Origin of the sequence: Paraburkholderia sp. A3BS-1L (assembly GCF_051125215.1) — a bacterium.
In the GTDB taxonomy this organism is placed as follows: domain Bacteria; phylum Pseudomonadota; class Gammaproteobacteria; order Burkholderiales; family Burkholderiaceae; genus Paraburkholderia.
This window is the reverse complement of record NZ_CP120443.1, coordinates 1,124,155-1,143,002: the sequence shown is the minus strand read 5'-3', so window position 1 is coordinate 1,143,002 and position 18,848 is coordinate 1,124,155. Positions and strand designations below refer to the sequence as shown.

The window sequence follows — 18,848 nt, the reverse complement described above, 5'->3', positions numbered from 1 at the left end:
TAAAAATCAATACGATTGCGGAAACCACTAGCTAACGCCACTCACCCTCGCCATCAGGATCGCTCATGCCGCGCCCGATTTCCGTTCGCATCCATCCCGAAGCCGTTCGTCACAATCTGCAGACCGCGCAGCAAAGCGCCTCCGGCGCGCGCGTCTGGGCCGTCGTCAAGGCCAACGCCTATGGTCATGGCATCGAGCGCATCTATCCGGCGCTGGCCGGCGCGGACGGCATCGCGCTGCTCGACCTCGACGAGGCCGTGCGCGTGCGCGAGCTCGGCTGGACCAAGCCCATCCTGCTGCTCGAAGGCATTTTCGATAGCGCCGATGTCGCCACCGCCGTCGCGCATCGCCTGACCGTAGCCGTGCATTGCGACGAGCAGCTCGCGCTGCTCGCGGCAGCGCGCACGCAGCAGCCGATCGACATCCAGTTGAAGATGAACTCGGGCATGAACCGCCTCGGCTACCGGCCCGACGTTTTCCGCGCGGCCTGGGAGCGCGCGCGCGCCACGCCCACCATCGGCAAGATCGCGCTCATGACGCACTTCGCGAACGCCGACGACAGCGCCATCGACTGGCAGCTCGACCGCTTCGATGCCGCCACCGAAGGCATTCCCGGCGAGCGCTCGCTGTCGAACTCGGCGGCGGTGCTCTGGCATCCGCGCGCGCATCGCGACTGGGTACGGCCCGGCACGATCCTCTACGGCGCGTCGCCCACGGGCGTGGCGCGGCATGTCGAGGGCGTCGGGCTGCGCGCGGCCATGACGCTCGCGAGCAAGATCATCGGCGTGCAAACGCTGGCGCCGCGCGAAACGGTCGGCTATGGCTGTGCTTACGAGGCCGAGCGGCCCATGCGCATCGGCGTGGTCGCGTGCGGCTATGCCGACGGCTATCCGCGCCACGCCCCTACTGGCACGCCCATCGTTGTCGATGGCGTGCGCACACACGTGGTCGGGCGCGTGTCGATGGACATGCTGACCGCCGACCTCACGCCTTGCCCGAACGCGGGCATCGGCTCGCAGGTGGAGCTGTGGGGCGAGAACGTGAAAGTCGATGAGGTGGCCGAAGCATCGGGCACGATCGGCTATGAACTGATGTGCGCCGTCGCGCGGCGCGTGCCGGTGCAGGTCGACACGCTCACATCCGCACAGCGCGAAGCTGCCGAGAGCGTGACGGCCTGAGGACGCAAACGGAAGGCAGCACGATCAGCAAGGGCGCCACAAGACCCGCGTCGTAATCGACGGCATGCAACGGCTCCCCAATTCCCCATTTCCCCATTTCCCCATTTCCTGGAGCATTCAAACGAATGCCCACAATTTCATTTCATTTAACTTTCATATTCAAACATTAGTCTTACGGGATTCAAACAACCCCAATTGAATCCCTCATGCCCGCGTTGCCCAACACTTCTCGCCGCCAGCTCCTGAAGTTTCTCGCCGGCGCCCCCATGCTTCCGCTTTCGGGCGCCGCTCTGCCCGCCTTGCTGACGGGGTGTGGCGGCGGCAACGACAGCCCGGCGGCAACGCCGACTGCCGCCGCCGCTACCTTCGCCTCCGCGATGTTTTCGGGAATGGCCGCGCCCACGCTCGACGATGCAGCCGCCATGGCCACCACGACGGTCGGCTCGACCCTCTCGGTGGCCTTCTCCGATGGCTCATCGAGCAATTTCAAACTCGCGTACAAGCCCTTCTTCGTGACCGGTGACCAGGTGCCGGACGGCAAAGGCGGCACGATCCTCGCAGGCGGCTACTACGACATCGACAATCAGCCGATCATCGATCGCTCAGTGGCGGGCAAGGAGCGCCAGTTCTATTCGGACTGCCCGGACGGCAGCTCGCTGCTCGCGCTGAAGAACGCCAGCGTGCCCGGCGTGAAAGGCAACGCCGTGTTCGCGGTCGTGCAATTCGAGTACACGACGCGCGACCAGGCGAGCGCATCGCAATACGGCCAGTTGCCCTCTCCGATCGCGGTGCTGACGTTAGACCAGGACCCGGCCACGGGCGCGCTGAAGCTCGTCAAGTACCACAACGTCGATACCTCGAAGGCGCATGGCCTCTGGATCACGTGCGGCGCGAGCCTCTCGCCGTGGAATACGCACCTCTCCAGCGAGGAATACGAGCCGGACGCGACGAAGGCAGCCACCGACGCGCAATTCATGGCGTTCAGCAAGAATACCTTCGGCGACGCAACGAAAGCGAACCCGTATCACTACGGCCACCTGCCCGAGATCACCGTCAACGCGGACGGCACGGGCACGGTGAAGAAGCATTACTGCCTCGGCCGCATCTCGCACGAACTGATTCAGGTGATGCCGGACCAGCGCACGGTGATGATGGGGGACGACGCAACCAACGGCGGCCTGTTCATGTTCGTGGCCGACAAAGCCGCCGATCTCTCGGCGGGGACTTTGTACGTCGCGAAGTGGACGCAGACCTCGTCGGCCGGCGCGGGGTCCGCGACGCTGACGTGGATCCGCATCGGCCACGCGACGAGCGACGAAATCGAAACGCTGGCGAACACGCTGAAGGCATCGGACATCATGGACGTCGCGGTTGCCGACCCCGCGGATGCGACCTTCACGAAGATTCATTTCGGCGGCAAGTTCAACTGGATCCGCGTGAAGCCGGGCATGGAGAAGGCCGCTGCGTTTCTCGAAACGCATCGCTATGCCGCGCTGCTCGGCGCCAGCATGGCATTCACGAAACTCGAAGGCACGACTGTCAACGCGAAAGACAAGATCGTCTACAGCGCGATGTCACGAATCGAAACGTCGATGGTCAAGGGCAACGCAGTCTCGCGCGACGTCGCGCTCGACAAGAAGATATCCGCGGGCGCGGTCTATGCGCTGAACCTGAGGGGCGGCCAGCGCGACACGGCGGGTTCCGCTATCGACAGCGAATGGGTGCCGGTCGACATGAGCGCGCCGGATGCGCTGGTTGGCGAGGACCTGGCAGCCGCCGACGCGCTCGGGAATCTCGCGAACGCCGACAAGATCGCAAATCCGGATAATCTCAAGTTCTCCGAAAAACTTCGCACGCTGTTTATCGGCGAAGACTCGGGAATGCACGTGAATAATTTTCTGTGGGCTTTCAACGTGGACACCAAGTCGCTGGCGCGCGTGCTGTCCTGCCCGGCTGGCGCTGAGTCCACGGGTTTGCATGCAGTCGACGAGATCAATGGCTGGACGTACATCATGAGCAACTTCCAGCATGCGGGCGACTGGGAATCGCCCTTGCACGACAAGGTAAAGGCAACGCTCGATCCGCTTGTGCGCGCGAATTACAAGGACCGGTTTGGTGCGAGTGTCGGGTATCTGACGGCTGAGCCTGCGGGTATTGCGCTTACGAAGCGATGAGTGGAAAGGCGCTTCGTAATCACGCGAAGCGCCATTTTGCATGACCGAAACCCGCGTTACCTCCGGTCAGCGACAATCTGATCGAAGGTCCCGCCGTCGGCGAAATGCGCGGCCTGTGCTTTCGGCCACGCGCCGAATACCTGGTCGACCGTGAAGGTCTTGATCGGCTTGAACTCGTTTGCTTGCTTCGTTTGCGATTCGAGGTAAGGCGGGGACTTGATCGTCAATGCAACAAAAAAAGCGCCGTGCGGCCAATCAGACGCACGGCGCTTTCCCATTCCGCACGCACCGCCCCGCCAGCGGTGCGTGCAAACTCCTTACTTGCCCAGCATCGGCAGCTTGAGCCCGGCTTCGCGCGCCGTCCGCTGCGCAAGCTCGTAGCCCGCATCCGCGTGACGCATCACGCCCGTCGCCGGATCGTTCAGCAGCACACGGCCCAGACGCTCGTGCGCCGCCTGCGTGCCGTCCGCCACGATCACCACGCCCGAGTGCTGCGAGAAGCCCATGCCCACTCCGCCGCCATGGTGCAGCGACACCCACGACGCGCCACCCGCCGTATTCAGCAACGCGTTCAGCAGCGGCCAGTCGCTCACCGCATCCGAGCCGTCCTTCATCGATTCCGTCTCGCGGTTCGGGCTTGCCACCGAACCCGTGTCCAGGTGGTCGCGGCCAATCACGATCGGCGCCTTCAGCTCGCCGTTCTTCACCATCTCGTTGAACGCCTGGCCCAGACGATAGCGGTCCTTCACGCCCACCCAGCAGATCCGCGCCGGCAGACCCTGGAACGCGATGCGCTCGCGCGCCATGTCCAGCCAGTTGTGCAGGTGCGGATCGTCCGGAATCAGCTCCTTGACCTTCGCGTCCGTCTTGTAGATGTCCTCAGGATCGCCCGAGAGCGCCACCCAGCGGAACGGGCCCTTGCCCTCGCAGAACAGCGGGCGGATGTACGCCGGCACGAAGCCCGGGAAGTCGAACGCGTTCTCCACGCCCATTTCCAGCGCCATCTGGCGGATGTTGTTGCCGTAGTCGAGCGTCGCCGCGCCGCGTTCCTGCAGCGTCAGCATCGCCTTCACCTGGTGCGCCATCGACTGCTTAGCCACCTTCACGATGCTTTCCGGCGCCACCTTCTGCGCCTCGCGCCACTGCTCGACCGTCCAGCCCTGCGGCAGGTAACCGTTGATCGGGTCGTGCGCGCTCGTCTGGTCCGTCACGCAGTCCGGCGTGATGCCGCGTGCCACGCACTCGGCGAACACGTCAGCCGCGTTGCCCAGCAGGCCCACCGAAACCGGCTTGCCCGCCTTCTTCGCTTCCTCGACGATGGCCAGCGCCTCGTCGAGCGTCCTGGCCTTGCGGTCCACGTAGCGCGTCTTCAGGCGGAAGTCGATGCGCGTCTCGTCGCATTCCACCGCGATCATCGAAAAGCCGGCCATCGTCGCGGCCAGCGGCTGCGCGCCGCCCATGCCGCCGAGGCCGCCCGTGAGGATCCAGCGGCCCGACGGGTCGCCCTTGAAGTGCTGGTTCGCCACCGAGAAGAACGTCTCGTAGGTGCCCTGCACGATGCCCTGCGAGCCGATGTAGATCCAGCTGCCCGCCGTCATCTGGCCGTACATCATGAGGCCCTTGCGGTCGAGTTCGTGGAAGTGCTCCCACGTGGCCCAGTGCGGCACGAGGTTCGAGTTCGCGAGCAGCACGCGCGGCGCGTCGGCATGCGTGCGGAACACGCCCACCGGCTTGCCCGACTGGATCAGCAGCGTTTCGTCTTCGTTCAGGTCCTTCAGCGACGCCAGAATCTGGTCATAGCATTCCCAGTTGCGCGCGGCGCGGCCAATGCCGCCGTACACCACCAGCGCGTGCGGGTGCTCGGCCACTTCCGGGTCCAGATTATTCTGGATCATGCGGTACGCGGCTTCGGCCAGCCAGGTCTTGCACACCTTCTCGCTGCCGCGCGGTGCGCGGATCGTGCGGCTCGGGTCGAGGCGGGGATCGGTGAAGTTCGGATGGTTCATAAGGATCTCGAAATATTTGTCTACGTTATTCAGTCATTTCGGCTTCTTGCTCGGACTCGAACGCGAACGGGCTGTGCGCGGCGATGGCGCCGTTCTGCACGAGTTCCGCCATGGCCGCGATATCGGGTGCGAAGTAGCGGTCCAGGTCGTAATGCGGCACGTCCTTGCGCACCGCAGCCATCACCTTCTGCAGCGCCGGGCTGGTCGCATGCGGCGCGCGCAGGTCCACGCCCTGGGCCGCGGCCAGCAGCTCGATCGCGAGAATGTTGGCCGTGTTGCCGGCGATGTCGGCGAGCTTGCGCGCGGCGAAGGTCGCCATCGACACGTGGTCTTCCTGGTTCGCCGAAGTCGGCAGCGAATCCACCGAGGCCGGATGCGCGAGCGTCTTGTTCTCCGAAGCCAATGCCGCCGCCGTCACGTGCGCGATCATGAAGCCCGAGTTCACGCCGCCGTCCTTCACGAGGAACGGCGGCAGGCCCGAGAGCGTCGCGTCGATCAGCAGCGCGATGCGGCGCTCGGCGAGCGCGCCGATTTCGGCGGCGGCCAGCGCGAGATTGTCGGCTGCGAACGCCACCGGCTCCGCGTGGAAGTTGCCGCCCGAGATGACTTCCTTGGTGTCCGGGAAGATCAGCGGGTTGTCCGAGACCGCATTGGCTTCGATCAGCAGCACTTGCGCGGCGTGGCGCATCTGGTCGAGGCACGCGCCCATCACCTGCGGCTGGCAGCGCAGCGAGTACGGGTCCTGGACCTTGCTGCAATCGCGGTGCGAGAGATTGATCGCCGAGCCGTCGAGCAGCGCGCGATAGGCCGAGGCCGCTTCGATCTGGCCGCGATGGCCACGCAGTTCGTGAATGCGCGCGTCGAACGGCTTGACCGAGCCGGCGGCCGCGTCCACGCACAGCGCGCCCGAGACCAGCGCGGTGCGGTACAGGTCTTCGATGGCGAACAGGTTGTAGATCGCCAGCGCCGTGGAGGCTTGCGTGCCGTTCAGCAGCGCGAGGCCTTCCTTCGCTTGCAGCGCTATCGGCTTGAGGCCGGCCAGGCGCAGACCCTCTTGCGCGCTCATGCGCTCGCCCTTCGCGAACACGTCGCCCACGCCCAGCAGCACCGCCGACATATGCGAGAGCGGCGCGAGGTCGCCCGACGCGCCCACCGAGCCCTTCACGGGGATCACCGGCAGCACGTCGGCGTTGAACAGCGTGATGAGCATTTCCATCACTTCGCGGCGGATGCCCGAGTGACCGCGACCCAGGCTCGACAGCTTCAGCGCAATCATGAGGCGCACGACCGGCGGCGACATCGGCTCGCCCACGCCCACCGCGTGCGAGAGCACCAGATTGCGCTGCAGCAGTTCGAGCTGATCGGTCGGAATATGCGTGCTGGCGAGGCGGCCGAAGCCCGTGTTGATGCCGTAGGCGGGATCGCCCTTGGCCGTGATCTCGGCAACGGTGCGCGCGCTCGCGTCGATCGCCGCGAAGCTTGCGGGGTCGAGCTGGAGCTGGACGCTGCTGCTGTCCGCTGCGCGCGCGATCTGGCGCAGTTGCGTGAGGGTCAGATGGCCAGGGGTCAGTGTAATCATCGCAGTCAACAAGTTGTATGGACAAGATGGCGCCAGATTACACAAAACGACTTGTCTATACAAGTTAAAAGCGATGCGTGTATACCCTCATCAACTGCTTCCTGACGCCCGAATTACGGGGCCTTTCGTTTACAGCACAAGCACTTGGGCCAGGTAATAACACCGATTGCCGACCCCCCGCTGCAATCGGTAATTTGTATAGACAACTCACTGCATTGCTCTGCAGAAATTTCCGTCCGGAGACGTCATGAAGAAACTTGCCCTGTGTATCGCGCTCGCTCTAGCCGCTGGCGGCGCTTACGCGAAAGATTGGTCCACCATCCGCTTCGGCACCGACGCCAGCTACGCGCCGTTCGAATCGAAGGCACCCGATGGCAAGCTCGTCGGCTTCGACATCGACCTCGGCAACGAGATCTGCAAGCGCCTGAACGCGAAGTGCGTGTGGGTCGAGCAGGATTTCGACGGCATGATCCCGGGCCTGAAGGCCAAGAAGTTCGACGGTGCGCTTTCCGCACTCACGGTCACGCCGCAACGCGAGCAGCAGATCGCGTTCTCGGAGAAGCTCTACAACACGCCCACGCGCCTCGTCGCGAAGCAGGGTTCGACGCTGCAGCCGACCGTCGAGTCGCTCAAAGGCAAGACGGTGGGCGTCGAGCAGGGTTCGACCCAGGAAACCTACGCCAAGCAGAACTGGGCGACCAAGGGCGTGAATGTCATTACGTACCAGAACCAGGACCAGGTTTATCTGGACCTGAAGTCGGGCCGTCTGGACGCTGCGCTGCAGGATGAAGTGCAGGCCGATCTCGGCTTCCTGAAGACGCCGCGCGGCGCCGGCTTCGCATTCGCGGGGCCGGAGATCCCCACGGGCGCCGCCGCCATCGGCCTGCGCAAGGACGACGCCGACCTCAAGGCAAAGATCGACAAGACGATCGCCGACATGATCAAGGACGGCACCTACAAGAAGATCCAGTCGAAGTACTTCGACTTCGACGTGTACGGCGGCTAAGCCCAATCGCTTCATTTGCATCGACACGGGGCCGTGCCGCTGCCGCGCAGCGCGCGGCACGCGTCAAGCGCCCCGTCATTGAAGGACGTCCACTCATGCTCTTCCAAGGCTTCGGCCCTCTCCTCCTCGCCGGCACGTGGGAAACCATCAAGCTCTCGCTGCTGTCGCTCGCCGCGGCATTCGTGCTGGGCCTCATCGGCGCCGCCGCGAAGCTCTCGCCCAACCGCGTGCTCGCACGCATCGGCACGACGTATACGACGCTGATCCGCGCAGTGCCCGATCTCGTGCTCATGCTGCTGTTGTTCTACAGCATCCAGATCTGGCTGAACCACCTGACCGACGCGATGGGCATGGACCAGATCGACATCGACCCGTTCGTGGCCGGCGTCATCACGCTCGGCTTCATCTACGGCGCGTACTTCACCGAGACGTTCCGGGGCGCGTTTCTTGCCGTGCCGCGCGGCCAGATCGAAGCGGGCTTCGCATACGGCATGAGCTCCACGCGCGTATTCACGCGCATTCTGTTTCCGCAGATGATGCGTTTCGCGTTGCCGGGCATCGGCAATAACTGGCAGGTGCTCGTGAAGGCGACTGCGCTGGTCTCGATCATCGGTCTCGCCGATGTGGTGAAAGCCTCGCAGGACGCGGGCAAAGCCACCCAGGAATTCTTTTTCTTCACGCTGGCAACCGGCGCGATCTATCTCGCCATCACCACTGTTTCCAACCTGGCATTGCACCGCCTCGAAAAGCGTTACTCGACCGGTGTGCGGAGGGCCGCGCTGTGATCGAACTGCTTCAGCAATACTGGCCGAACTATCTGTATAGCGACGGCTTCAACTACAGCGGCCTCGTGATCACGCTCTGGCTGCTGGTCATCTCGATTGTGTTGGGCTTCGGATTGGCCGTGCCGCTCGCGATTGCACGCGCTTCGCGCAATCCGTGGATTTCGCGGCCGGTGTGGCTGTACACCTACGTGTTTCGCGGCACACCGCTCTATGTCCAGCTGCTGCTTTGCTACACCGGCATCTATAGCCTGAACTACGTGCATACGCATGTCCTCCTCGGCGAATTCTTCCGGAGCGCGATGAATTGCACGCTGCTTGCCTTCACGCTCAACGAATGCGCCTACGCCACCGAAATCTTTGCCGGCTCGATCCGCGAGACCCCGGCTGGCGAGATCGAAGCGGGCCTCGCCTACGGCATGTCGAAGTTCAAGCTCTACACGCGCATCATCCTGCCCTCGGCATTGCGCCGTGCGCTGCCCGCATACAGCAATGAAGTGATCCTGATGCTGCACGCCACGACGCTCGCGTTCACCGCAACCGTGCCCGACATCCTGAAAGTGGCGCGCGACGCGAACTCCGCCACCTACATGACTTTCGAGGCATACGGAATTGCCGCCGTGCTTTACGCAACGATCGTCTTCGCCCTGATCTGGGCCTTCCGCCGCATGGAAACCCGGATGCTGGCCTATCTGAAACCGCAAGGGCATTGAACGCGTTCCGCGCGTTGATGGAGAATTGAACATGTACAAGCTGATTGTCGACGACCTGCACAAGAAGTTCGGCGAAAACGAAGTTTTGAAAGGCGTATCGCTCAAGGCCAAACCCGGTGACGTGATCAGCCTGATCGGCTCGAGCGGCTCGGGCAAGAGCACCTTCCTGCGTTGCATTAACTTCCTCGAATCGCCGTGCTCCGGCCGCATTACGGTCAACGGCGAGGAAATTCGCACGAGCGCCGACCGCAGCGGTTCGCTGCGCGTGAGCGATCCGAAGCAGTTGCGGGCGATGCGCACGCGCCTTTCGATGGTGTTCCAGCATTTCAACCTGTGGGCGCATATGACCGTGCTCGAGAACATCATCGAGGCGCCCGTGAGCGTGCTGGGCCTGAGCCGCGCCGAAGCCGAGGAACGCGCGCGCAAGTATCTGGCCAAGGTGGGCCTTGCGAATGGCGTCGAGCACAAGTATCCGTCGCATCTCTCGGGCGGCCAGCAGCAGCGCGTGGCGATCGCCCGCGCGCTGGCGATGGAGCCCGAGGTGATGCTGTTCGACGAGCCCACCTCCGCGCTCGACCCCGAGCTCGTGGGCGAGGTGCTGCGCGTGATGCAGGCGCTCGCCGAGGAAGGCCGCACGATGATCGTCGTCACGCACGAAATGGGGTTCGCGCGCAACGTATCGAATCACGTGGTGTTCCTGCACAAGGGCAAGATCGAAGAGCAAGGCGACCCGAAGGAGGTGCTCAATGCGCCGCGTAGCGAACGGTTGCAGCAGTTCCTTGCGGGGCGGTTGAAATAAGCGTCGATATCGAGGGCAGCCTTCGCTGCCCCCCGGACGCACGCGAGCGTCGTCAGGTCACGGTCCTGGCCAACATCACTTCGCCTCGTTCACGACCAGCGTGGCCCGCATGGCATCCCGGTAGTGCCCGGGCTCGTTACAGAAGGCGATATAACGGCCGGGCTTGAGTACGAACCGTGCCGTGACAGTCTCCCGGGGATTGAGATCCTCCACGCCTTGCAGATTGCCCAGGCGCTCTTCCTTTACCTGCTGGGTTTTCTGATCATAAGGCAGCGCGGTGCCAGCGCCGGACCATGGCAAGACCATGAATTCGTGCTTTAACGTGGGGGACTCGTTCGTGATCGCAAACTCGACTGGGCCGGCCGGGATTGTCGATGGCGACAGGGTCAATGACATCCCTTTGCTGCCCCCATCGGAAAGATGTACCGTCACGGTGGACGGCTCAGCGGGCAAAGCGACCGTCGAGACCGCGAGAAAACCTGCGGCCACCGCCACCTGTAATGCGTTTCTCTTCATGACTCCCCTCCGTGCGATAGCAATCATTCATGTGACCGCCCGCTGATGGGGCATAAGCCCCTCGCTATGCGAACGGTGCATAGCCTCAACGGGTACTTGACTCCAATGTAGTACTCGCAGTCTTAGGTTTAACTTAAGACGGCACGCGCGATCGAACTGACCCTCTTCCGCATCCCGCACTCGTGCGTACCTATCGCCCGTTTCATGACGGGGCACGTTGACTGCAAAGCCCTTCGGCATTCACGAACATGCTTTCACGACAAGCATCGTGTTAACCGTGTCTTAAGTCTGGCGTTTCAAACTGAAAGCGCTGGAACACAAAACGCCAGCAGATCCCGATAGGCTAATTACGGAGGTACCGTCATGAATACCCTCATCAAGGCGCTCGCCCTTTCGCTTGCCGTGGCCATGCCGGCAATATCGTTTGCACAGGCATCGAACGATCCAATGACCCGCGCGCAGGTCGAAGGACAACTCATCCAGCTCGAACATGCCGGCTACAAGCCGAGCAGAACGCAGTATCCTGCCGACATTCAGGCAGCCGAATCCCGCGTGGCAGCGCAATCGAATATGGGTTACGGCGGCACGGCAACCGGCACGTCGGAGTCGGGTCATACCATCTCGCATCACGCGTGGAATAGCGAGTACGACCACCACTAACGACAGGCGCAACGGAACGCGCGTATGCGAATACTTCTGGTAGAAGACGATGAACTGATCGGCAGCGGGTTGCAACAAGGGCTGCAGGGCGAGGGGTTCGCCGTGGACTGGGCCCGGGATGGCAACGCCGCCGCCCTCGCTTTGCGCACGACGTCGTATGGGCTCGTCCTGCTCGACCTCGGCCTGCCAAAGCAGGATGGGCTGACTTTGCTCGCCCGGCTGCGCGAGCGAGACGACGACACTTCCGTCATCATCGTCACGGCCCGCGATGCCGTTCCGGATCGGGTGGCGGGACTCGACGGCGGCGCCGACGACTATATCGTCAAGCCATTTGCCCTCGATGAGTTGCTCGCGCGCATGCGCGTCGTGCATCGCCGGCAGGCCGGTCACGCGCGCACAATGCTGCAGGCGGGTCCGCTACGGCTCGATCCGGTCCAGCATCGGGTCTGGCTGCATGACGAAGAAATACCGCTCACCACGCGCGAGTTCGCGCTGCTTCACGAACTGATGCACAAGCCGGACACGATCGTTTCCCGGGAACAGCTCGAAGAGCGTATCTACGGCTGGAATGAGGAAGTCGAGAGCAACACCATCCAGGTGCATATCCACAACTTGCGGCGCAAGCTGGGCACAAAGGCGATTCGCAATGTTCGTGGCGTGGGCTACCAGATCGGAGAGATTGTTTGAAATCGCTGCGCCGCCGTCTGCTGATCTGGTTACTGCCCGCCACGTTGCTCACCGGGCTGCTTGCCAGCGCCGCGACCTACTGGGGCGCGCTCTCGGAACTGAACGAGGTGCTCAACGACCAGCTCAAGGGCATCACACAGCACGTCGTGGTCGAACCCGATGGTCATCTGGCGCTCCGGGGCATGCAGGGCGCAAACGAAGACCGTCTCTCGGGCGAACAGTCACACGCCGTGCTGCTTCAGGTCTGGCGCGGCACGTTGCCCGTGTTCAGCACCGACCGCGACTCGTCATTGCCGCCGCCGCAGGCCGTCGGTTTCTCGGACATCGAAGTCAACGGACAGCTATGGCATACGTATGTCGAGCGCGACGGCGAACTGCTCATCCGTATCGCCCAGGCGCAACGCGCGCACTGGGAAGCGGTGGCGGAGATTGCCGCGGCCCTTTTCTGGCCCGTGCTATCGCTGGTGCCAGTGCTTGCCTTATTTGTCTGGTTCGGCATCGGCTACGGTTTGAGGCCGCTGCGGCAGGTTGCGGCCAAGCTGAAACGGCGCGGCGTGGACAACATGCAGGAGATCGACACGACGGCCATGCCTGCGGAAGTCAAGCCGCTAGTCGATGCGATCAACGATCTGCTGTCGCGACTGGATCATGCGTTCACCGCCCAGCGTCAGTTCATCGCCGACGCAGCGCACGAGCTGCGCACGCCGATCATGGGGCTCGGCCTTCAGGCTGAGCTGCTGCAAAAGGCGCCGGGCCCGCGTGAACGCGAAGCGATCACGGGGCAGATCCGCACCGGCACCGCACGCCTCGCTCATCTCGCCGAGCAGTTGCTGACACTCGCGAAACTTGGCCCCGAGTCGCCGGCCCCGGTCTTCGTCGATGTGAATCTGGGCGCGCTCGCACGGGCCGTGGTCGGCGACAGAATACGGCACGCAGAAGCCAATGAGATCGATTTGGGCCTGATTGCTGCGGATGTCGTCACCACAAGGGGCAATGCCGACGGCCTTCGCATCCTGCTCAACAACCTCGTCGACAATGCCATCCGCTACGCCGGAGCCCATGCGCGCGTTGACGTCATTGTCGGCCGCGAAAACGGCTGCGCCGTACTCGAAGTCCGCGATACCGGCCCAGGTATTCCCGAAGAAGACCGCACGCGCGTATGGGAGCGCTTTTACCGCGGCGAGGCACACAACGCGTCGGGCAGCGGGCTGGGGCTGTCGATCGTCAGGCGCATCGCCGAACAGCACCACGCCCGCATCTCGCTTGGCAGCGGCGAAGACAATCGCGGCTTGGCGGTAACCTTACGGTTTCCTCACGACTGATCCACGGCATGGGCGCCGGCTGCCAGCAGCAATGCAAGCATCACAACAGGAATAAATTTCAGTTTCACATATGTTCATTTTTGCAGAACTAAGAATGTGGAAACGGGCTGCGAAAATGATGCGCGAGTGCAGTCGAGTACCGTTTATCGATGCTCAGCCCCGCAATGGCCGTTAACGCTGGCATAAGTATCCTGTCCTAAGATGGAATTCATATTCTCTTGGTACGACCTGAAGGTCGGGAGGTTTATATGAACGCGACAATCTCTAGAATCGCCGTTATCGGCATTCTGCTCGTCCCTTTGGCTTCGTTTGCTCAAACGACTACTTCATTGACTCGTGCGCAGGTGCACGCCCAGCTGGTACAGGTCGAAAAGGCCGGATACAACCCGGCACGGCGCGACAATAACTACCCAGCGGATATACAAGCAGCCGGGGCCAGAGTCGCCACTCAAGAATCGGCAGGCACACTGTCTACATCGGGCATGGGCAGCAGCACCTCAGGCAGCTCGCAAGCCGGCGAATCCCAGAGTGCCCACCACGACAGAGCGAAGCTGTTCGAACACCACTAACGGCCGTGCGAACGCGTGCCGCCCGCGCGGTACACGAAACCGGAACGTCTGACTCGCCCCGTACGGGTCAGACGCGGCCGCCGTTGAATGGAACGCTCGCCTGTACCGGCGCCGTCCTGTAGCCGGTGGCTTCAGGATTTGCGAAGACTACACGCGGCGCCGATAACGGATGCTTGCGCAACTAATCCGGCATTAAGGTCATTGATGCATTCCATAGTTATGGAAAAATCCAGCCTCGGTATTTTCTGCGGTAGCATCAGCTTTCCTGTCCAGCCCGAGCGTGACAACGGACGTCCATGAAAGTGCTCATTATCGAAGACGATTCCGCAATCGCCACGAACCTGTACGACTATCTGGAGGGGACCGGCTATGAGGTCGATGTAGCGTCCAATGGCAACGCGGGGCTGCAGATGGCGCTCGCCAACTCGTGGGACGCCATCCTGCTTGACCTGTCGCTGCCGGGCCTCGACGGACTCACGCTCTGTCGCAGGCTGCGCGAAGATGCGGGCCGCGATACACCGGTGCTGATGCTGACCGCAAGAGACGCGCTGGACGACAAGCTCGAGGGCTTCGTGCACGGCGCCGATGATTACCTCGTCAAGCCGTTTTCCCTGAAGGAAGTGGGTGCGCGTCTTGGCGCCCTGATCAAACGCTATCGCGGACAAGTGGCCACCATGGATCTGCGGTTCGCGGACGTGCGGCTGAATCTGTCTTCGATGGCCGTCGAGCGCGCCGGACGCCCGGTCAAGCTTCCCCCCAAATGTCTTCAGCTGCTGCGTATCCTGATGCAGTCGCCCCACCGCACGTTCACCCGTGCGGAACTCGAATCCGAAGTCTGGGGCGAGGCACTGCCCGACAGCGATACGCTGCGCACCCACGTTTATACGCTGCGCCGGGCACTCTGCGGCCCTGACGAAACGGACATTATCGAAACGCTCCATGGCGTCGGCTATCGGCTGGTGGCGACCGGTCATGATGCGAAATAGCCTGCGCTTCAAGGTTGCCCTTTTCTTTTCGGTGCTGACCATCGCGCTGCTGCTCGCCCAGGCGCTCGGCGTGAGAACACTGGCCGAAGCACAGGAAGAGAGACTGATCACCGCGCTGATTCGTGACGACATGGCGAGCGTGCTCAAGAGCTACGAAGCCAACCCCGCCTTGTTGCCACCATTCGATGTCCGAATGAACGGCTATGTCTCGCATGCGGACCACCGCGCAATTTCCCTGCCTGCAACAGTCAGGGACCTGCCGGCCGGCACGCATGAAATCATCATCGACGCACAGGAGATCCACGTCACGATCGTGCCGCTGGGTACTGCGCGCCTGTATCGGGTTTACGACTTCAGCCTCTACGAAAAACATTTCAAGGAGGCCATCAATGCCCTGATGGCGGGTACAGGGGTGTTCGCGCTCCTGACAATCTGGCTGTCGTTCGGACTGTCGGGCCTGCTGGTGCGGCAGGTGGCGGGTCTCGCACGGCAGGTAAAAAGCCTCCGCCTCGGCGAAGCCGCGCCGATCCAGCCCGGCAAATACGACGAGACCGAACTCGTCGGACTCGTGGAAGCCTTCAACGACTACCATCGCCGGATGGCCGACATGATCGAACGCGAGAAGGAGTTCACGGGCAATGTCAGCCACGAACTGCGCACGCCGCTCACGACGATCAAGACCAGTTGCGAACTGCTCGAACACGATGCAGCGATTAGCGGCAAGTCCCGCGCGCGGCTTCATCAAATCGAGCGCGCAGCCGACAACATGCGCGAACTCGTGAACGCACTGCTGATGCTCGCGAGAGAAGATTCTGCCCGCGACGTCGAACCAGTGGCGATCGCGAACATGATCGAAACCGCGCTGACGCCTTTCGCTGGCCCGCTCGCGCACAACGGACTCGATACGGCGATTGACGTGGACCGTGACCTTTGTGTAATGGCAAACCGCTCAGCGCTGGCCATCGTGCTGTCCAATCTCATCGACAATGCCGTCCGGCATACGGGGTGCGGACATCTCCGGTTTCGCTACGCAAACGACCGGCTGCATATCGAAGACACCGGGCCGGGCATTCCCGCGGAGGCGCTTCCCCATGTCTTTGACCGCTTCTACCAGGCAGGATCACCTCGAACCCCGACACCTGGCGTCGGCATCGGCCTCGCGATCGTCAAGAAGATCTCCGAACGCTACGGATGGTCCATCGAGATCGACAGCGAGCCCGGCAAGGGCACCTGCGTGTCGTTGTACCTGCCGGTAGCAAACCGGACCTGAGCCGGCCCATCAGCCCTTCTTGACGAAAACTTCACAACGGGTGGCGTAGCATCCGCCGCGAAAGCTGCCCGGGTGGGCAGCACCGTGTCCGATGGAATGCCCGCATGCGCCGCGCGTTATTGATTGCCTTCATGGCTTCCGCCGCGATGGCCGGTTGTACGACCTACCATCCCCAGCCGATCGCCCCGGAGCAACTGGCCCAACAGTTTGAACAACGCTCGCTGGTGAGCGAGGATCTGCATGCATACGTTGTGCGCGAAACTGGCCACGATGCCGCTCCGTGGCCACCCGCGGTCTGGAACTGCGAGATGCTCACCCTGGCGGCGTTCTACTACAGCCCCGCCCTCGACCTCGCCCGTGCGCAATGGAGCACGGCCAAAGCCGGCATCGATGTCGCCGGCTCGATTCCTAATCCGGTCCTGCAACTGCCGTTTCAGTACAACACGCCTAACCCGGGGCCAGGCGCGCCCTTCACCTGGGGACCTTCGCTCGACATTCCGATCGAGACCGCGCACAAGCGCGGCTATCGCGTCGATCAGGCGACCCACCTGTCCGAAGCCGCGCGGCTGAACATCGTCGACGCAGCGTGGAAGGTTCGCGCACAGGTCCGGGACGCCATGCTCGCCCTCTACGCGGCGCGCAGCCGCACGGCCTTCCTGTCCGCCAAGGCCGATGCCGAGCGACAAATCACGCAGATGAGCCGCCACCGCCTCGCCGCCGGACAGTACTCACGGCCGGACGTCGACTCCGCAGTGCTCGCCGACACCCAGGCGCTGAGCAACCTGGCCGCCGCGCGCAGCGCCGAACAGGACGCGCTCGCGCAACTGGCGGCTGCCATCGGCGTGCCGGCCAGCGCACTCGACGGCGTCACGCTCGACCTGTCGGCCTTCGAAACGGTGCCGCCCGCACCGCCGGCCGCCGATGCGCAGCGCGCGGCGATCTTCCACCGCGCCGATCTGCGCGCCTCGCTGGCCGACTACGCCGCGGCCGAATCGGCGCTTCAGCTCGAGGTCGCGAAACAGTATCCGGATATCCACCTCGGCTCCGGCTACACCTACGACACGGGCACGAACAAGATCGGCTTCGGGCTGGCCGGCATCACGTTGCCGATCTTCGACCAGAACCAGGGCGGCATCAAAGAAGCCGAGGCCAGGCGCAAGGAAGCGGCAATCCGTACGGGGGCGTTGCAGGACCTCATCCTCGGCGCTCTCGCACACGCACTGGCGCGCTACCGTTCAGGCCTCGAAGCACTGCACCTGTCCGACGCGCATCTGGCGACTGCGCGCCGGCAACTCGACAGCCAGGCAGCGGCTTTCGCCAGCGGCAATGCGGACCGGCTGACCTTCACACAAGCGAAAGCCGACTATCAGGCAAGCAAGACCGCCCGGCTAGATGCCGAAATCGCGGTCCAGCAGGCCGCTGGCGCACTCGAAGACGCGATGCAGCAGCCGCTCGCTCCCATCGGCCATGAAACCGTGAGCCATCCCCTCAGCGAAGAGACACCGCGATGAAACTCCGACTGTTCCTGCTGTGTGTGATTTCGCTGGCCCTCGCTGGCGGCGCAGGCTGGTACATCATCAACCAGTCGTTCGACGACTCCGGCACGTCGACGGCCGACGCCGCACAAACGGCTCCGCCGCCCGCCGTGCAAACGGTCAACGGCGAAACGGTCGTGCTCGTGAGCCCCGAGGCGCAACGCGCCAGTCACATCGAAGTCGCGCCACTGAGCACTGTCACGAGCCAGTCCACCATCGGCGTCGACGCGAGCGTGCTCGATCTCCAGCCGCTCTTCGATCTGCGCAACCGCCTCGCCAGCGCGCGCGCGGACGTGGACACGTTCACCGCGCAGGCGGCCAGCTCGCGTGCCCAGTACGATCGCAGCCGCGCCCTGTTCGCCGACGACCGCAATATTTCGCAGAAGAGCCTGCAGGACGCGCAATCGGCAATGCAGGCCGATGCAGCGAAACTGCAATCGGCCCAGGCGACGCTGGGCGGCCTTGGCGGCACGATGCGGCAGCAGTTCGGCAACGTGCTTGCGAACGCCGCAGCCGCACCGGCCTCGATGCTGTTTCATCGTCTCCAGTCGGGGCAGGCGGTCGTGCTGCGCGTCACCTTACCCGCGCGCTTTGGCGCGACGCCGCCCGAGCGTATCGCCGTCGATACGGGTGGCGGCCACGCGGTGCCGGCCCAAAAGCTTTCCGCTTCGCCGCTCGCCGATCCCGCCGTGCAGGGGAGCCCCTGGCTTTATATCGCCGATGCCGCGCTGCCAGCCAATCTGCGCACGAGCGCGCGCGTGCCGACCTCGAGCGAGGCCGTCTCCGGGCTGCTGATTCCGGAGCAGGCGGTGGTGTGGTACGGCGGGCAAACATGGGCATATGTGCGCACCGCGCCCGAGCGCTTTACGCGGCGCTACGTGAACGCCAGCAACGAGGGCGAGCACGGCTTCATGGTGACATCGGGCTTTCGCGCCGGCGACCAGATCGTGACTCAGGGTGCGCAACTGCTGCTCTCCGAAGAACTGAAGCCTCAGGGCATCGCCACCGCGTGCAAGGATCCACCCGAGTGCGACGACTGACCCTGCGATTGCGCCACGACTCAAGA

17 protein-coding genes and 1 pseudogene are annotated in these 18,848 nt (G+C 63.4%); 14 read left to right on the top strand and 4 right to left on the bottom strand.

Annotated features, from left to right (window positions below; genetic code table 11):
* The first annotated feature begins 65 nt into the window (after window positions 1-65).
* Window positions 66-1,178: an alanine racemase gene (alr, locus tag P5W99_RS20365; protein ID WP_421026916.1), complete on the top strand. Its 1,113-nt coding sequence runs from the start codon at window positions 66-68 to the stop codon at window positions 1,176-1,178.
* A 206-nt stretch (window positions 1,179-1,384) separates the two neighbouring features.
* Window positions 1,385-3,352: a PhoX family protein gene (locus tag P5W99_RS20360; protein WP_421026915.1), complete on the top strand. Its 1,968-nt coding sequence runs from the start codon at window positions 1,385-1,387 to the stop codon at window positions 3,350-3,352.
* Between the two features lie 56 nt (window positions 3,353-3,408).
* Here the strand turns inward: P5W99_RS20360 and P5W99_RS20355 are convergent.
* The 3 genes and pseudogenes from P5W99_RS20355 to hutH form a co-directional block, all read right to left on the bottom strand.
* Window positions 3,409-3,540 (bottom strand): annotated as a pseudogene (locus P5W99_RS20355) (sulfate ABC transporter substrate-binding protein); the annotation flags it as partial.
* A gap of 129 nt (window positions 3,541-3,669) precedes the next feature.
* Window positions 3,670-5,358, bottom strand: a complete 1,689-nt coding sequence (gene hutU / locus P5W99_RS20350) for a urocanate hydratase (protein WP_434662675.1) — start codon at window positions 5,356-5,358, stop codon at window positions 3,670-3,672.
* Between the two features lie 25 nt (window positions 5,359-5,383).
* A complete protein-coding gene (gene hutH, locus P5W99_RS20345) occupies window positions 5,384-6,937 on the bottom strand; it encodes a histidine ammonia-lyase (RefSeq protein WP_434662672.1) in 1,554 nt (517 codons plus the stop codon).
* Window positions 6,938-7,184: 247 nt separating this feature from the next.
* On the opposite strand from hutH, the gene P5W99_RS20340 reads away from it, so the two are divergent.
* From P5W99_RS20340 to P5W99_RS20325, 4 genes are all read left to right on the top strand, one after another.
* Window positions 7,185-7,943, top strand: a complete 759-nt coding sequence (locus P5W99_RS20340) for an ABC transporter substrate-binding protein (RefSeq protein WP_421026912.1) — start codon at window positions 7,185-7,187, stop codon at window positions 7,941-7,943.
* A 95-nt stretch (window positions 7,944-8,038) separates the two neighbouring features.
* Window positions 8,039-8,728 (top strand): ABC transporter permease, encoded by a 690-nt coding sequence (locus P5W99_RS20335; RefSeq protein WP_035534494.1) that lies wholly within the window; start codon window positions 8,039-8,041, stop codon window positions 8,726-8,728.
* On the top strand, window positions 8,725-9,438 hold the full coding sequence (locus P5W99_RS20330) for an ABC transporter permease (RefSeq protein WP_434662669.1): 714 nt from the start codon (window positions 8,725-8,727) through the stop codon (window positions 9,436-9,438). The genes P5W99_RS20335 and P5W99_RS20330 overlap by 4 nt, the downstream gene beginning before the upstream one ends.
* Before the next feature lie 31 nt (window positions 9,439-9,469).
* On the top strand, window positions 9,470-10,237 hold the full coding sequence (locus tag P5W99_RS20325) for an ABC transporter ATP-binding protein (protein WP_421026911.1): 768 nt from the start codon (window positions 9,470-9,472) through the stop codon (window positions 10,235-10,237).
* Window positions 10,238-10,312: 75 nt separating this feature from the next.
* Here the strand turns inward: P5W99_RS20325 and P5W99_RS20320 are convergent, their stop codons facing one another.
* Window positions 10,313-10,753 carry a hypothetical protein gene (locus tag P5W99_RS20320; RefSeq protein WP_421026910.1) on the bottom strand — a complete coding sequence of 147 codons (441 nt, stop codon included), beginning with the start codon at window positions 10,751-10,753 and terminating at the stop codon, window positions 10,313-10,315.
* 363 nt (window positions 10,754-11,116) lie between these two features.
* Between P5W99_RS20320 and P5W99_RS20315 the strand changes: the two genes are divergently transcribed.
* The 8 genes from P5W99_RS20315 (at window position 11,117) to P5W99_RS20280 (ending at window position 18,822) form a co-directional block, all read left to right on the top strand.
* Window positions 11,117-11,413, top strand: a complete 297-nt coding sequence (locus tag P5W99_RS20315; RefSeq protein ID WP_421026909.1) for a DUF4148 domain-containing protein — start codon at window positions 11,117-11,119, stop codon at window positions 11,411-11,413.
* Window positions 11,414-11,437: 24 nt separating this feature from the next.
* Window positions 11,438-12,100, top strand: coding sequence for a response regulator (locus P5W99_RS20310; protein ID WP_421026908.1), 663 nt, complete (start codon window positions 11,438-11,440; stop codon window positions 12,098-12,100).
* Window positions 12,097-13,422, top strand: coding sequence for a sensor histidine kinase (locus P5W99_RS20305; RefSeq protein ID WP_434662664.1), 1,326 nt, complete (start codon window positions 12,097-12,099; stop codon window positions 13,420-13,422). The genes P5W99_RS20310 and P5W99_RS20305 overlap by 4 nt, the downstream gene beginning before the upstream one ends.
* 248 nt (window positions 13,423-13,670) lie before the next feature.
* Window positions 13,671-13,991, top strand: coding sequence for a DUF4148 domain-containing protein (locus tag P5W99_RS20300; protein WP_421026906.1), 321 nt, complete (start codon window positions 13,671-13,673; stop codon window positions 13,989-13,991).
* Between the two features lie 296 nt (window positions 13,992-14,287).
* Window positions 14,288-14,977 (top strand): response regulator transcription factor, encoded by a 690-nt coding sequence (locus P5W99_RS20295; RefSeq protein ID WP_421026905.1) that lies wholly within the window; start codon window positions 14,288-14,290, stop codon window positions 14,975-14,977.
* A complete protein-coding gene (locus P5W99_RS20290) occupies window positions 14,967-16,247 on the top strand; it encodes a sensor histidine kinase (protein WP_421027098.1) in 1,281 nt (426 codons plus the stop codon). The genes P5W99_RS20295 and P5W99_RS20290 overlap by 11 nt, the downstream gene beginning before the upstream one ends.
* A 104-nt stretch (window positions 16,248-16,351) precedes the next feature.
* Window positions 16,352-17,758: a TolC family protein gene (locus tag P5W99_RS20285; RefSeq protein ID WP_421026904.1), complete on the top strand. Its 1,407-nt coding sequence runs from the start codon at window positions 16,352-16,354 to the stop codon at window positions 17,756-17,758.
* Entirely contained in the window at window positions 17,755-18,822 is a 1,068-nt protein-coding gene (locus tag P5W99_RS20280) for a metal transporter (protein ID WP_434662661.1), read from the top strand. The genes P5W99_RS20285 and P5W99_RS20280 overlap by 4 nt, the downstream gene beginning before the upstream one ends.
* The last annotated feature ends 26 nt before the right edge of the window (window positions 18,823-18,848 follow it).